Source organism: Roseimaritima sediminicola (assembly GCF_009618275.1).
GTDB classification, from domain to species: Bacteria; Planctomycetota; Planctomycetia; order Pirellulales; family Pirellulaceae; genus Roseimaritima; species Roseimaritima sediminicola.
In genome coordinates, this window is record NZ_WIAD01000020.1 from 1 (window position 1) to 15359 (window position 15359).

Here is a 15359-nt window from a genome sequence, read left to right on the forward strand (position 1 = left end):
TGCATTCCCCCTCACCCCCAACCCTTCTCCCCCGAAGCCTGACTCGCTTAGGCTCGCCAGGCTTCGGGGGAGAGGGGAGAAAGCGATTCTTCGCAACCATAGATCTCGCCGGAGTCAGGAAATCTGAAATCTCCAATCTCCAATCTCCCATCCCAAATCTCTGTCGGGGAACGGCAGGAAGCCTGGCGGCTTCGGCTATGGCGAGGACGCCGGCTTGCAGGCGGCGGCGACCACGCACACCGCACAGCCTCCGCTGCAGCCACCGCCCGCTTTCGCGTCGGTGCCGCAGCCGGGACCGCAGCCCTGGTTCAGTAATTTGGCAAAATGCCGGCTGCGGACGTTGCGTTCGTACTCCGCGACCAATTCGTCGGTCATCCGCTGGACCCGCTCGTCCACTTCGCCCAAGAAGAAGAAGATCAGGGTTCGGCCATCGAACAACGGGTCCACCTCCAACAGCGTTGCCGGCGTATCGCTTTCCGCCAAAAATTGCTGGCACCGGTGGACGGCTCGGGCCCGGTGTTTCTCCAGCCGGTCGACCAACAATTCGTCTTCGGTCGTCGTGCGCCGCATGACCTGGCCCTCGGCCTGATCGGTGGCCGGAACCACCGACCGCACCGAGCCGATCTCGGTGCCACGCGGCGTGCGGCAGACGACCCGCTGGCCGCGAGCGTACACGGTGGCATCTTGGGACTGACAGCGGAACAGCGTTCCAAAGGACCCCACGCGGATCAGATAATGTTCGCTCAAAACGGTTCGATCGCAAAAGAAAACAGAGGGGGCGCGTCCGGAGGACGCTTCGGGAAGCTCCCGAACCAATCGGTCGGGCTGGGAAATAATCTTGCGGTCAGGGCGTGCGTTGGCAACCCAGTGTCGCTCGTCCTGGCCAGCATCTATCAGCATAGCCTCCGGTGGGTTGCCACGGCCAACGCTTTGTCGCGTTACCGGCTTTCGGCTTTCAGCCACCGCGGGAAAACTGGTATTCTGGCAGACGCCTGACCCACTTCTTCAACCCCTGCGGCGTATCGTGAGCGACAATCCCTTCTCCGAACCGCTGGGCACGGGGCTTCCCGAAGGCATCGTCCAGGTTCCCACTCCGTTGGCTGTGCCGCGGCGGCTCGCGGTTGCCGGTCGCGCCGTCGGCCCGATCGCTCGGCTGTTGCTGTGGATTTATCTGACCTGGGGCGTGTTTCTGTTGTTCCTGGCCGGCGTCACGTTTTTCGAAACGCTGACCGGCGAATCGGTCAGTTTGGTGGGCGAGGCGGTGTACCAAATCGTCGCCTGGTCGGATGTGCTGTGGCCGTACAACTATCCGCTGGCCTTCTTGAGTTTTCTGTTGGCCGCCAGCGGATTGGCCGGAGCGGTGCACGGCCTGCGGCTGCAGAACCGCGGGCTGGCCAGGTGGGCGGGGCATCTGGCCTATTGGCCGCTGTTGGGACCCTGGCTGGGCATCTTTGCCGTGGTCGGATGGCTTTACCTCAGACGTCTCTCGCGACCCGGCGTGGCCGGTATGTTCGATGGACCGGGACAAGTGAAACGATGAGCAGTAGCCCCCGCGAGGCCGCCCCCTGTGACGCCGTTGTCCGGCGAGCGGCCGACCAAGTGCACGACGAAACCGACGCTCCGTTTCGCTTGCCAGAGGATGACCAAGCGGAATTCGTGCGGCAGTTCAACGAGACCTATCGGTCGCTGGGGCTGTATCTGATTCCCAGAGCCCGCGAGGCACAGCGGCCGCCGGACGGAACCGCGAGCTAAAGGAGCATCAGCCGCTGGCGCGCTAGCGTACGGTTCCGTTGCCCGCCGGTTCACCGTGAAGGGTTGCGTCCAGGAACCGTGGGCTAGCGCCCTGCGGCTGATGGAACCGTGGGCTAGCGCCCCGCGGCTGATGGAACCGTGGGCTAGCGCCCCGCGGCTGATCGGGGATACGGCATTCGCCGCAGGTCAATTACTTGGCGTATTCGGCGCCAAAGAATTCCTTGCTGTCGGCCACATCGGGTTTGATGGTCCGCGAGCCTTCCTGCCAGTTTGCCGGGCAGACTTCGCCGTTCTTCTCGAAGTACTGCAGGGCCTGGACCATTCGCAGGGCCTCGTCGACGCTGCGGCCCAGGGGCAGATCGTTGACCACCTGGTGGCGGATCACGCCGTCCTTGTCGATCAGGAACAGTCCCCGCAGGGCGACGCCATCGTCCAACAACACGTTGTAATCGCGGGCGATCTGTTTGTTGATGTCGGCGACCAACGGGTAAGCGATCTCCCCGATACCGCCTTGGTCGCGGGGCAGGTTTCGCCAAGCAAAGTGGCTGAAGTGGCTGTCGACCGACACGCCCAGAATCTGCACGTCCAGGTCCTGGAAGTCGGCAATCCGGTCGCTGAAGGCGATGATTTCCGTCGGGCAAACGAACGTGAAATCCAGCGGATAAAAGAACAACAGGACGTACTTGCCACGATAGTCGCTCAGAGAGACCTCCTTGAACGCTCCGTCTGGCATGACTGCCTGGGCTTTGAAATCAGGAGCTTCCTGGGTGACCAAATTTGCCATGGTTGAAACTCGTTCGGGGTGAGAGAGATAGATCGGGAAAGGGCTTCGAAAATCCTTTCTTACTATCTCCGGCAAGGCCCAGATCGGCAACCGGGGAGATCTCCGGACGGACCCCCTGCCGCAGCCGAACGTGCCCCTCCAGCCCCCCTCTTAAGCAGCCGCCCGTTTGTCGAACTGTTCCAAATACAGCCGCAGCAGCCGCCGCAACACGTATTCGCCGCGGTCGGCGCTGTGACGGATGATCCGCAGCAGGTGATCCTCGAACTCTTCCTGGGTGTGCGGATTGGCCAAGGCCGCCGCCTTGCTCAGCAGCGGCGACCCCGGGCTCGGCAGCGTCATCTGCACCATTTCGCGAATCGGTTTGAAGACCTCATACCAGATGGCCAGTTTTTCGTCGGTGTAGTCGTCGATGTCTCCCTGATGCAAACGTTCGACAAGTCGAGTGATCCCGTTTCGCAAGCCCGCGGCTTGATCATAAGACAGCATAGACAAGGTTCCACTATCGGCCGGCAAGATCCCTCTTGCGGCCACGCTAATAAGGCAATGGTTGGCGAAGAAAATCATTGATGGTTTCGATCTTTTGTGGTTCTTCGTTCGCGGCGAACCAACCGCTCCAGAAACGTTCCTCCTGTGGTTCGGCCTTGCGACGACGAGCCGTTCGTGTCGGTTCGTCCTTGGGCATCAGATTCTTGGGGTTCAGCGTCTGTTTGGTCTTTTCCCAGCCGCGTCCCAGTTGCCGAGACATACTGGTAAACAGGCCCGGTTCGGAGCTCGTCCTCGCCGCCGGCTTCTTCTCGCTCGAGCTCCAGGGCAGAGCGGGCAGCTTCCAGGTCGTGGGACTCAGCGGAGTCATCCAGGTCGAGGAACCGGATTCTTCGGCGACCAGCGGCGGGCCGGCCTCGAGCGGCGCAGCGGCCGTGGCCATCCACAGCATGGCGATGCCCAGCAATCCGATTCTTCGCAAGCTCTGTTGACGCACCGGTTCCCTCCGTTGATCTCGTCAGTGGACAGACTCGTTAGAACCGTCTTGTCGCCAAAAATCGCCCGCCCCGTCAACGCCGTTTATCGCCGGCGGCAGGTTCCCGCCTGAGCCGTCTCGGGGCCGATCAGCGGAGGCGAGTGATGAAGGGCAGGAATTCCTTTTCCAAGCTGGCCAGGTCCGTGCCCATCGCGGCTTCGAACATTTGGAGCCGTTCCCGCGGACCGCACTGCTCAAGCGGTTCGCCGCGGCTCAACTGCTGCAGGTACTCGACGTACTCTTTGCGCCGCGTTTTCAGCAGAAAGTAGTTCAGCGCCCAGGCTTCGCTGTAAGCCGCCGTGGCGGTGTCGGCGCTGCGAAAGCGGGCGTCGTCGCGGATCAGGGTCGTCAGGGAATCGGCGGGGCGACTGGGCAGAAACTTCTGAAAACGGCGCAGGTTCACGGTGTTGACGCGGCCGATCGTCCGCCAGCCCCGCGGCGTGGAAAAATCCGGAGCCTCGAAGAAGACGGCCAGCCCCTCGCTGACCCACAACGGGTTGTCGGCAAAACGCCGCTGCAAGCCGCTGTTGTAGGCCAATTGATGCATCGCTTCGTGGATGATCGTGGCCACGTTGCGCTCGGCATTGGGCATGTTGAACGTCGTGATTCGGTTGGTTTCCAGGTTGTAGTAACCGATGATGCCGTTGACCGCGTCGCCCAGTTCCGGCCGCGCGTACTGGACGAAACTCTCGCGGTCGGCAAACACCAACCCCACCAGCGGAAAGCGAGCCGGTTGCAGTTGCCAGCCCTGGTTCTTCCAGTACGTATAAAAACCCCGGTGCAACCTTTCAAACAAAGACCCCACCCAGGCCACGTACCGCTCGTTGGTATTGTGGCCGATCACGTAATGGTTGGTGCGATAGATTTCGAATCCGCTGGGCATCTCCGCCAGTAACCGCCGCGCGGCTTCGGCTTCGTCCACGGCGACCAGGGGGCGGTCGTCGCTTTGGCGATCGCGAATCTGTTCGGGCTGGATGGTCCACATCCGGCCGTCTTCGCCCAGCAGCAACAGGCCTCCGTCGCGGGCTTCGACCATGATCTCGCCCTGGACGTCCTGGGGGCGATCGCGACGGTCGACAAACTCCACGCGTTCCACACCCCTGGCCGGTGTGCCCGCCCAGGCCGTCAGGCAGATGGCGGCAAAAGCAAACCGCACCGCGGCCAGCGGCGAAGCATTCCCGTCTGCGATGCGCGAGAGCCGTCGTAAGATCCAGAAGAGCGTGTATCGAAGAGCCATGGGTTCCCTTTTGCAGTCCCGTTATCGCTATCCTACACCACGCCGCGGCAAACGGGTGCCCAATCGCCATGTCAACAGCGAAGTCGCGGCGACCAGCACGCAGAAGCAGAGGGTTAATCCGGCCGCTTGGTAGCGGACGCCGCTGTGCAGCAGTTCGAACAGACGGGTTCCTACCGTACTGATCCCGGGCGGCAACACAACCAGTGTCGGGGGCACGTCGGCCGCCGCCACCATGCCGGCCACCAAACCGGCCACCAGCATCGCGGGGCGCAGCCTGGGGGCTTCGATCCACCGCCAACGCTGCCAGCGCGACGCGCCGTCGATGCGGGCCGCTTCGTGCACGCTGTGGCCCAGCAACCGGTAACCGGCTCGCATCACCAGGTAAGCAGCCGGTGCGGCTCGCGGCAGCAGGGCGACCACCGTCGGCAGCAGACTCCGCTGGTACAGTTCGTCCCACACACCGCCGCGGTTGTGAAACAGGTGGACCACCGCCATGCCGACGATGGGGCCGGGAATCAGCACCAGCAGTACGGCTGCTACCGCTCCCCAGCTCGCTCGCCTTGGCGAGCCTTCGGCCCAGGCTGCCGCGGCCGCGCCTAGGGCCAGAGCGACCACGGCCACACCACCGGCCAGCGCCACCGACCAACCGAACTCCGGACCGAAGGTTCGCAGCGAATCGTTCAGGGTCTGACCGAACTGCGACCAGGACCAGTGGTAACGCGGTCCGGCGTGCTCCGCGCCGGCGGCTTCGACCACCAATCCGGCTTTCATGATCAGACTGACCAGCGGCACGCAGACCAACAACACCAGGAGGCCGGCGGCCAGCACACAGGCCGCCGTGGCCCAGAGCGCAGGTCGTTCGGTTCCGCCGGCCCCGTCCCAGGTGTGGCCTTCGTTCCAGAAGGCGGTTTGGCGTTCCAGGCCGCCCCGGCGTCCCCCCGCACCCGACATCCCCGCACCCGGCATTCCCGCCGCCGACATCCGCCGCATCAGTCGCCCGAGGGACCAGAGAAAGACCCCCGCGATGGCCCAGGGCGTCGCGTAGGCCAGCGCGATGGGCAGCGGTTCGGGTTCGTAGGCGTACTTCAGATAGACCTCGTCGGCCAGCGTGCGGACGCCGTACAGGTCGGCCACCGTCATCTCGGTCGCGGCCAGCAAGGCGACCCACAGTCCCGCCGCGGCGATCGCCGGGCGTGCGTAGGGCAACGCGACGTGCCACAGCCGGCCGGCGGCCGAGGCGTCCAGCGACGCCTGTTGAAGCAGCGACACCGGGGTGCGGCTCACGGCCCAGGACGTGATCAGGGCGATCCAGGCCGCACCGCTGATCCCGTGCACCCAGCCGGCCGCCACCAAGCCGCGAAACCAGAAACGATTCGCACCACTTTGCATCAGCGGTATCCAGCCGTATTTTCCGGCGGCCGCCTCCCACGCCGAAGCCTGCAGGTACAGTGGCAAACACACCAGCACGAACAGCATTGCCCAGGCGGATCGCCGAACCGCGCGGGCCAGCCGATGCGAACCCGCCAGACACAGCAGCGCCGCCAGGGCCACGCCCACCGGCAGGGCCACCGACACGGCCAACGTCATCAGGGCGAGCGTCAATAACAAAGAGGCCATAACCAAGGGGCCATGTCCCCATGGCCAAAGCGTGCATAATTGAGGAGTGAATGTAACCGTTTTATCGATCTTAACGCGGGCCGCGACCGGCAACAGCTCGACGCGCCGCTTTCCCAGCCGATTCGGCCGCGCTGGCTGCTCAGACTGAGCCATATTCAAGCTGGGCCGAGAATCTATGAAAATCACCGCCATCCCGCAGCTGTACCGCAACCTGAAACGCTGGAGACAGATCCTTCAGGTGCTGCGCCGCTATGGATTGGCGGACTGGTTGAGCCATTTCCCCAGTTTGCCCTTTCGCGATTTCTTGAAAGATCGCCAGGGCGTGCCGCTGACCCAGCACTCGCGAGAAAAACGCGTGCGGCTGGCCCTGACCGAACTGGGCCCGACGTTCATCAAACTGGGGCAACTGCTGGCCGCTCGCCCCGACCTAGTCGGAGCGAGCATGGCCGACGAATTAAAACTCCTCCGCGCCAACGTCGCGCCGGATCCGCCCGAAGTCGTGCGGCGCACGCTGCACGAAGAACTGGGCGAGCGTTTTGAGCACGAAATCGCGGTGCTGGAAGACCAGCCGCTGGCGACCGCTTCGATCGGACAGGTCCACGCGGCCACCCTGGCCGATGGCCGCCAGGTGGTCATCAAAGTCCAACGCGACGGCGTCGAACACACGATCCTGCAGGACCTGGACGTGCTGGCGGGATTGGCCCAGTTGGCCGAACACGTCGAGGCCTTCGCGCCCTGGGGACCGGCCGAAATGGCGCGACAGATGATGCCCATGCTTCGCCACGAACTGGACTTCGAACGCGAACAGCAAAACATGCAGGTGTTCGACCAGTTCTTCGCCGACGATCCCGACGTCGTGCTGCCCGAACCGGTCGCCGAACTGTGCACCGCCCGGGTGCTGGTGATGACGCGTCTGGACGGTCCCAACGTGGCCAAGTGGGAAGAAGCGGACCCGGAAAAGCGAAACCAAATGGCCCAAAACATCACTCGCTGTTACATGCGAATGCTGTTTGACCACGGCACCTTTCACGCCGATCCGCATCCGGGCAACCTGCTGGCTCTGGCCGATGGCAAGCTGGGGATCCTGGATTTCGGTATGGTGGGCCGCGTCGATGATCGCCTGCGAGAGACGATCGAGGAGATGCTGTTTGCGATCGCCGCCGGGGACGAAGCGATGGTGTTGCGCTTGGTCAAACGCGTGGGCAACCCGCCGCCGTGTTTGGACGACGCGGCGCTGTCGGTCGATATCGGCGATTACCTGGCCACCTACGGCCGGCAGGGACTGGGCAAGTTCAATCTGACCGCCGCCCTGAACGATTTGACCGACATCCTGCATCGCCACAACATCAAACTACCCAGCCAGTCCGCTCTGCTGCTGAAGATGTTGGTCTCGCTCGAAGGCACGCTCAGTACACTGAACGCCCAGTTCGACTCGTTGAGTATCATCCGCGGCTTCGTGCGTCAGGCGATGCTCCGGCGGCTGAGTCCGAAACGCCGCTTTCGGCAAGCCCGCCGGATTTATCTGGAAGCCGAGAACTTTCTGGAGTTCGCCCCCGACCAAGTGCTCTCCCTGCTCGAACAGGCTCGCCGCGGCAACGTCAGTCTGAACCTGGAACACCGCCGTTTGAGCCCTTCGGTCAACCGCCTGGTCCTGGGGATGTTGGCCAGTTCGCTGTTTCTGGGCTCGTCGCTGATGCTGGCGATGAAAGTGCCGCCCCTGCTGTTTCCCAGTCAGTCGTTCTTGGGAATCCACCAGTTGAGCGTGCTGGGGACGGCCGGTGCGGGCTTCAGCCTGATGGTCATGATGCGGCTGGCCCTGGCCATCGGCCACAGCGGCCATCTGACGCGCGACAATGACGACTGAACGCCACCGCAAGCTCCGCTTTACAGAGCGACCTCGAGAGGCGAAGATTTAGGGTCATCGATCCAATCAACCACTGACGACGACCCGCCGCGGACCTTTGCGCGGTAGGTCGTTGTTTTGTTTTGCGCCAGCGGAACGATACTTTTAACTTTCAGTCAAGGATTATCCATGCACGATTCGGTCCCCATGACCCGCGAGGGGTACAACAAGATCAAGGCGGAGATGGAGCGTTTGGATTCGGTCGAGATGCCGAAGATCACCGAGAAGATCGCCGAGGCACGTGCAGAAGGCGATTTGAAGGAAAACGCCGAGTACCATGCCCAGCGTGAAAACCAAGGCATGCTGCAGCGCAAAATCGACGAGCTGAAGTTGAAGCTGGCGCGGGCCACGATCATCGATCCCTCCACCTTGCCCAAGGATGAGGTCGTCTTCGGGTGCACCGTCACGGTCGAGGACTTGGCCTATAGCGACGAAGAACAGTTCACGCTGGTCGGCGCCGGTGAAGAGGACTACGACGCGGGCAAAATCCTCGTGACCAGTCCCCTGGGACAAGGCTTGGTCGGCAAGAAGGTTGGCGAGACGGCCGAAATCGATGCCCCGGCCGGCAAAATGCGCTTCAAGATCCTGAAAATCGAATTCCTGGACGCCGAATGAGCCAGACCGAGCCCGGCGGCCCAGCGGGCCCCGACGAAGATGCCGACGAGGGCGTGGGCTGGATGCCGGCGGTCCTGGCTTCGTGCCTGCTGCTGACGATCGCCATGTTCGTCTGCTGCGGCGTGTCGACCTACTTCCTGTTTCAACAGCGCGTCGAACTGGCGTCGCGGACGCTGCGCGGCCATACGATTCCGACCGTCGCCCAAAGCCAGCTCGACCCCGAAGAGAAACAGGCCGTCACGCGTCTGCTCGAACAGGTCGCCGACGACGCCGAGAGCGGACGGCTGGAAAACTGGCAGGCCAGTGGCGTGATGAACCGGCTGACTCGCATCCCGCTGCTCCAGTGGGGCGATCTGGAAGCGATCGAAACCCACCTCGAAGCCGATCCGGAACTGGACGAGGCGGCCCGCGCCGGCGCGCTGAAGGATCTCTCGCGGCTGCGCCACGCCATCCTCCAAGGCACGGTAACCAGTTTCGACGTCAACGAAGTGTTGGCCCCGGTCCTGGTCGACGATGACTCGCTGCGCGGCCAACGGCTGATCACCGCCCCCGACACCGAAACGCTTCACGAAGTGGTCGTCCGCGCCCGACTGCTCGCCGATCGCGAGCAGGTGGCCGATCGGCAGATGCCCGCCGAATCGATCGTGCCGCTATTAGAGGCGGAGATCGAAGCCGGAAAAAGCGAAGGCGTGCGCTAGGGACGTCTCACAGCAGAGCCCGCACGACGTGGGCTTGTTCCACGCCGGTCAGCTTTTGATCGAGTCCTTGGATGTTGAACGTCAAGCGTTGGTGGTCGATCCCCAAGCAGTGCAGGATGGTGGCATTCAGGTCGCGGATATGCACCGGATCTTCGGTGATCGAGAAGGAAAAATCATCGGTGGCGCCGTGGGCAACGCCGCCCCGGATCCCGCCGCCGGCCAGCCACAGGCTGAAGCATTTGGCGTGGTGGTCGCGTCCGTAATTCTTCCGCGACAGCCCGCCTTGGGAATACACCGTACGACCGAATTCGCCGGCCCAGACCACCAGGGTGTCTTCCAACAAACCTCGCTGTTTGAGGTCCTCCAGCAGGCCGTGCATCGCGGCGTCGGTTTCCGCACACAGCTTGGGTAGGTCGCCGACCACGTTGCCGTGCACGTCCCAACCCCGCTTGTAAACCTGCGTAAACGGCACGCCGCGTTCGGCCAGCCGCCGAGCCATCAAACAGTTGTAGGCAAAGCTGCCCGGTTGTTTGGCTTGTTCGCCGTACAGTTTCCAAGTGTGCTCCGGTTCGTCGGAAAAGTCCGTCAGTTCCGGAACACTGGTTTGCATCCGGGCCGCCATCTCGTACTGGCTGATCCGCGACTGCGTTTCCGGGTCGCCAAATTCTTCAAAGGTGCGTTGATTCAACTGGGCAACCGCATCCAGCATGGTGCGGCGGACGCGGCGATCCATGCCCCGGGGATCCTGCAAGTACAGCACCGGATCCTTGGCCGAACGCAACAGCACGCCGGCGTGCCGCGAGGACAGAAAGCCGCTGCCCCACAACCGCGAGTTGATCGGTTGCGGGTTGCCGACCGTGAACTTTGAATTCAGCACCACAAAAGCGGGAAGGTTGTCGTTGGGGCTGCCCAGCCCGTAAGACATCCAGGCTCCCAGCGAGGGTTTGCCCGGGACCATGTTGCCGGTGTTCATCAACAAAATGGCCGGTTCGTGGTTGATCGCATCGGTGTGCATCGAGTGGATTACGGCGATGTCGTCGACACTCTTGGCCATCGCCGGTTGCAACTCGCTGACCCAGCGGCCGCACTGGCCGTACCGCTTAAACGCCCACTGAGACGGCGCCACGGGAAACCGGGTTTGACCCGCCGTCATGCCGGTGGGCATGGCGGTGCCGCGGACCGATTCCGGCAAGTCTTTGTCATACCACCGGGCTAGGTCCGGTTTGTAATCCCACATGTCCATTTGCGGCGGACCGCCGGACATGAACAAGTAAATCACGCGTTTGGCGGTGGGTGGAAAGTGCGGGCCGTCCAGAATGCCACCCCGCCGCTCGGCCGTCGCCGCTTGCCCGGTTGCACTTCCCAGCGTCCCGCCGCCCAACAGGGAAGCCAATGCCGCCCAGCCCAGGGCGGTGCCGCCGCGACCCAGGAAGTGCCGCCGCGTTGCCAACGTTTTCCATCGCTGTTTCAGTTCGGCGGGGATCGGCAGGTCACAGGGCGTCGGACCGCAGCCGAAATGGTCGGAGCATGGGGAGGGTTTCATCGCGACGTATTACTTTGGAGGGTTAGCGGGAAGCAACCAGGCAGAGCCTAACGAAAGACCAGGGACGATTCACTATTTGTTGAGGGCCGCATCGCTGTTCATCACCGTGGAGGCCATCATCATCCAGACGGCCAGTTCGGTGGCGTCGATCCCGTTCGACTTGGCCGCTGACTCGGCTTTGCCAAACGCCAGCACCTCCACCAGGTGCCGCCCCACGTTGGCCGAGTTATGAGTTTGGTTGACGCGGATGAAACGCACCTGCCGCGGTTCGAATTCGCAGCGGATCCCTGCGGCGGTAGACGGTCGCTGGTTGTCGCGGTGGTCGGCCACCAGATCCCACTGTCGGCCGTCGAGCGAGGTTTCGACGGTGAAGCCATAGTGTCGCGAGTCGCCGAAGTAACCGACCACGACCACGCTGGCGACCTCGGTGGGCTGCTCCAGATCGACCTCCCACCAAGCCGGCTTGCCGCCGCTGGAATCCAGCGACCAGAAGCGGTTGGTGTCGCTGCGGAGGCCGTCGTTGGCCAGCGACGGCGGGTGTCCCCTCTGGTGCTCGGGACTTCGCGACGGTTTTCCGGTGGTCAAACTGGGCTGGTCGGCCATGGAAGGTTTCGCGGATTCACCGATCGAAATCAGGGCTTCGGCATCGCCGGGACGCTCGGCAAAACTGGTGGTCAAACGCTCGAAGGCGGCCTGCAGGATTTTTTGGTCGGCGTCGGAAAAGGGCCGCGACAACAGGACGCGGCCGAGGAAGTCGATGCGTTCTGTTGTGCTCGCCCCGCCCTCTCGGATCGCGCGTTCGCCCAGATGACGGGCGGCTTCCAGGTACTGCGGATCGTTCATCAGCACCAGGGCGGCCAGCGGGGTGTTGGTGCGTTGGCGGCGCACACAGGTGGCCGAGCGGTCGGTGGCATCGAAGACTTCCAGGTTGGGCATCGGCGCCATGCGTTTGACAAACGTGTAGAGGCTGCGGCGATACAGCTTGTCGCCGTGATCCTGTTGATAGATCCGCGTGTTGCTGCCGCCATAGCTGCCGGTTTCCCAGACGCCGGGCGGTTGATAGGGTTTGACGCTTTTTCCGCCCAGCTTTTCCACCAACAGCCCACTGGCCTGCAGGGCACTGTCGCGGAGCATTTCGCCGTCCATGCGGAATCGCGGTCCGCGGCCCAGCAGACGGTTGTCCGCATCGCTGGCGGCCATATCGGCGGTGGCCACGGCCGACTGTTGGTAGGTGGCCGACATCACGATGGTTTTATAAAGCCGTTTGACCTGCCAGCCGCTGTCGACGAATTCCACCGCCAGCCAGTCCAGCAGTTCGCGGTGCGAGGGAGGTTCGCCGACGGTGCCGAAATCATCGCTGGTCGATACCAACCCCGTGCCAAACAATTCCTGCCAAACGCGATTGACGGTGACGCGAGCGGTCAGCGGGTTATCGGGCGCGACGACCCACTCGGCCAGTCCCAGACGGTTGTGCGGGGCGTCCGGCGGCAGCGGCGGCAGGAACTGTGGCACGTCGGCCAGCACCCGTTCGGCGCGGGCGTTAAACACGCCGCGGCTGAGCACGTCGGCGTAGGCCAGCCCGGTTTTCTCGCGGCAGACCAGCGAAACCGCACCGCCGGCCGACAAACGTACGAGCTCGGCATCCAAGCCGGGCAACTTTTGTTTCAAAGCGATGGATTCCGCGTCCACGCTGTCAAAGAAATAGTCCTCCACGACCTTGCGCTCGTCCAGCGTCCAGGCGCCGGGTTGTTTGGCGGCGATGATCTCCGCGGCGTAGTCTTCACGCGGCAGCCGAGCGACTTCTTCGGCCGACAGTTCGCGGTCATAGATCCGCATGTCCTGGTAGGCGGTGGCCTGCATCGGATCGCCGTCGTGTCGCCGACCCAGCCACATCGGCGCCGCCGTGCGGATCGAACCGGTCAAGGCGTCGCGGACGACTTTGGTTTTTTGCAGCAGACCATTGACGTAGATTTTGACTCCCGATGCTTTACCGGATCCATCGTAGGTGAAACACACATGAGACCAGCTGCCACGGGGCAGCGTAACGTCGGGGTCGGTGCCCTCGTACGATCCTTCGGGCAGTCGGAAGGGGCTGCGGTATTCGGTCGTACCGACGGTCTCCAACGCGATCGCGTCGTGGGGCCATTGATGGACCAGTTGAACGTGCAGGGGACCGCCGGAGTAATACAGGTTCCAGCCTCGATGGTCGTCGGCGAGATCCATTTTGGCGATCAACGCCCCGGCTTTGGTGTTCCACGCTTTGCCGCCCGGTACGTTGCGCGGTTTGATCCAACCGCCGCAGGAAAACGCCTGGTCTTTTTCAAAGTCGCCGGTTTGGCCCAGATTGACGCGGGTGTTGGTGTCCAGCCGAAAGCTGGGCCACAAACAGGTGTCTTCGCCCCACAGTGGGTCGGGGCCGGTGGCGGTGAACGGGGGCGAATCGGTGGCCGCTGCCGAGTTATGCAACAGCGTCTTTGGCCGCTGCCAACTCTGGTAGTTTTCATCCAGTCGCAGACGCAGCTGCAGGCCTTTCTCGTCGACGGCCGCCGGGCGGTTGCCCGCTTGCAACCAGGTGTCGATCAACCGATCGGCGTTTTGCCGCCGCTGTTGCAGCCCACGCAGCACGTCGGCTTTTTGCGCCAACACTTTGTCGTACGCCGCGGCGTTGTCAGGTTGGGGGACGGTGACGTTGGGCGGCCAGTCGGCGCGGTCGTCGCAGGAAGCTTTTTCGGTCAGGTTGTTAAAGAACGCCGTCAGGGCGTAGAAGTCGCGTTGGCTGAGCGGATCGTACTTGTGATCGTGGCAAGCCGCACAGCCGGTGGTCAGGCCTAGGTATACGGCTCCGAACATCTCGGTGCGTTCGCGAGCCAGGTTGACTTTCAATTCTTCGATGATCGTGCCGCCTTCGCCGGTGGCGATGCCACAACGAACCAGCCCGGTGGCCACGATTTGATCGAGCCGTTCAGGAGGCAACAGATCGCCGGCCAATTGTTCCCGCGTGAATTGATCGTAGGGCATGTCGTCGTTGAACGCGCGGATCACATAGTCGCGATACGGCCAGCGGCTCTGGTAGTTGTCGACATGCAAGCCCTGGGTGTCACCGTAGCGAGCGTAATCCATCCAGTATCGGGCCCGGTGTTCACCGTAACGGGGCGAAGCCAACAGACGGTCGACGGCATTTTCATAGGCCGCGGGCGAAGGGTCCGAAACGAACGCGTCGACTTCCGCTGGCGTGGGCAACAAGCCGGTCAGGTCCAGGGTGACGCGTCGCAGCAGATCGGCGGGGCGAGCCGGCGGGTTGGGCGCCTCGTGCCGCGCTTCCAATGCGGCGAGCACCAACCGGTCGATGGGGTTTCGGCCCCAATCCGACTCGGACACTTCGGGCAGGGGCGGTCGCCGGGCAGGCACAAACGCCCAGTGTTCTCCCCACGCTGCCCCTTCGGCGATCCAACGACGCAGCAATTCGATCTGTTCGGCCGGCAGTCGCTCGCCATTCTCACTGGGCGGCATCACTTCGCCGGGATCATGAGCACGGACGCGAGAGAGCAACAGGCTTTCCTCTGGTTTGCCCGCGACGATGACCGGGGCGTCATCACGATCGACGAATACTCCGTCGTAGGTGTCCAGCCGCAGATCGGCTTCGCGATGCGCTTCGTCGGGGCCGTGACAGGCGAAGCAATTGGCCGACAGGATCGGCCGAATGTCGCGGTTGAAATCCACGGTGCGCGGATCGGAACCATCGGCGGTGGCGGACAGGCTGCACAGCGTCAGGCCCAGAGCAGCCAGGAAGCGACAAACGCGGAGGCCCGGGGGGCCAACGGAAGCAGGGTGGGACATGCGCAGTGCGGCGAACGGGAAGCGAGTGAAGGCGAGTGGTCTATCTTAACCGATCTGGCGACTCGCCTCAGTCCCGTCAGCCGCCTGCCAGCGCATGAATTGCCCTTGTGGCTGACATCTCTTCCTGCCCGGCGAAGCCTTTTCCGACGATCAGCCCCGCCCTGCGGGCTGGCGAGTCCTTGCGCTCAGCACCCGGGGACTCACCGGCCTGTCGATTTAATGAGCCGTTTAGGCGATAGCCTCGGTTTTGTCACCGCAGAACCGGGGCTATCGCCCACACGGCTCACATCAGCAATGCGTTTTCAAATAAATCGACAGGCCGTCACGTCCCCGGCAGGGGCTGTGCCGCCCTTCG

13 protein-coding genes are annotated in these 15359 nt (G+C 63.2%); 5 read left to right on the forward strand and 8 right to left on the reverse strand.

The window, feature by feature from the left end:
• Window positions 1–195 precede the first annotated feature (195 nt).
• A complete protein-coding gene (locus tag GE027_RS11480) occupies window positions 196–747 on the reverse strand; it encodes a PSP1 C-terminal domain-containing protein (protein WP_162006691.1) in 552 nt (183 codons plus the stop codon).
• Window positions 748–1024: 277 nt separating this feature from the next.
• On the opposite strand from GE027_RS11480, the gene GE027_RS11485 reads away from it, so the two are divergent.
• Together GE027_RS11485 and GE027_RS11490 are read left to right on the forward strand one after the other, a co-directional pair.
• Window positions 1025–1540, forward strand: coding sequence for a hypothetical protein (locus tag GE027_RS11485; RefSeq protein WP_153557341.1), 516 nt, complete (start codon window positions 1025–1027; stop codon window positions 1538–1540).
• Entirely contained in the window at window positions 1537–1752 is a 216-nt protein-coding gene (locus tag GE027_RS11490) for a hypothetical protein (protein ID WP_153557342.1), read from the forward strand. The genes GE027_RS11485 and GE027_RS11490 overlap by 4 nt, the downstream gene beginning before the upstream one ends.
• A gap of 190 nt (window positions 1753–1942) precedes the next feature.
• On the opposite strand, the gene GE027_RS11495 is transcribed toward GE027_RS11490, so the two are convergent.
• The 5 genes from GE027_RS11495 to GE027_RS11515 form a co-directional block, all read right to left on the reverse strand.
• Window positions 1943–2536: a peroxiredoxin gene (locus tag GE027_RS11495; protein ID WP_153557343.1), complete on the reverse strand. Its 594-nt coding sequence runs from the start codon at window positions 2534–2536 to the stop codon at window positions 1943–1945.
• A gap of 150 nt (window positions 2537–2686) precedes the next feature.
• Entirely contained in the window at window positions 2687–3022 is a 336-nt protein-coding gene (locus GE027_RS11500) for a hypothetical protein (RefSeq protein ID WP_153557344.1), read from the reverse strand.
• Between the two features lie 46 nt (window positions 3023–3068).
• On the reverse strand, window positions 3069–3515 hold the full coding sequence (locus GE027_RS11505) for a hypothetical protein (RefSeq protein ID WP_153557345.1): 447 nt from the start codon (window positions 3513–3515) through the stop codon (window positions 3069–3071).
• A 127-nt stretch (window positions 3516–3642) separates the two neighbouring features.
• Entirely contained in the window at window positions 3643–4791 is a 1149-nt protein-coding gene (locus GE027_RS11510) for a DUF1570 domain-containing protein (RefSeq protein ID WP_153557346.1), read from the reverse strand.
• Between the two features lie 27 nt (window positions 4792–4818).
• Window positions 4819–6408, reverse strand: a complete 1590-nt coding sequence (locus GE027_RS11515; protein ID WP_162006692.1) for an ABC transporter permease subunit — start codon at window positions 6406–6408, stop codon at window positions 4819–4821.
• Between the two features lie 175 nt (window positions 6409–6583).
• Between GE027_RS11515 and GE027_RS11520 the strand changes: the two genes are divergently transcribed.
• The 3 genes from GE027_RS11520 to GE027_RS11530 all read left to right on the forward strand — a co-directional run bounded on the left by GE027_RS11520 (window position 6584) and on the right by GE027_RS11530 (window position 9624).
• Window positions 6584–8272, forward strand: coding sequence for an ABC1 kinase family protein (locus GE027_RS11520; RefSeq protein ID WP_153557348.1), 1689 nt, complete (start codon window positions 6584–6586; stop codon window positions 8270–8272).
• A gap of 168 nt (window positions 8273–8440) precedes the next feature.
• Complete coding sequence (greA, locus tag GE027_RS11525) at window positions 8441–8926, forward strand: transcription elongation factor GreA (protein ID WP_153557349.1); 486 nt, start codon at window positions 8441–8443, stop codon at window positions 8924–8926.
• The gene (locus GE027_RS11530; protein WP_153557350.1) at window positions 8923–9624 is read left to right on the forward strand and encodes a hypothetical protein; all 702 of its coding nucleotides are present in this window, start codon (window positions 8923–8925) and stop codon (window positions 9622–9624) included. The genes greA and GE027_RS11530 overlap by 4 nt, the downstream gene beginning before the upstream one ends.
• Window positions 9625–9631: 7 nt before the next feature.
• Here the strand turns inward: GE027_RS11530 and GE027_RS11535 are convergent, their stop codons facing one another.
• Together GE027_RS11535 and GE027_RS11540 are read right to left on the reverse strand one after the other, a co-directional pair.
• On the reverse strand, window positions 9632–11167 hold the full coding sequence (locus tag GE027_RS11535; RefSeq protein ID WP_153557351.1) for a DUF1501 domain-containing protein: 1536 nt from the start codon (window positions 11165–11167) through the stop codon (window positions 9632–9634).
• A gap of 72 nt (window positions 11168–11239) precedes the next feature.
• Window positions 11240–15004 (reverse strand): DUF1553 domain-containing protein, encoded by a 3765-nt coding sequence (locus GE027_RS11540; protein WP_153557352.1) that lies wholly within the window; start codon window positions 15002–15004, stop codon window positions 11240–11242.
• Window positions 15005–15359: the final 355 nt, after the last annotated feature.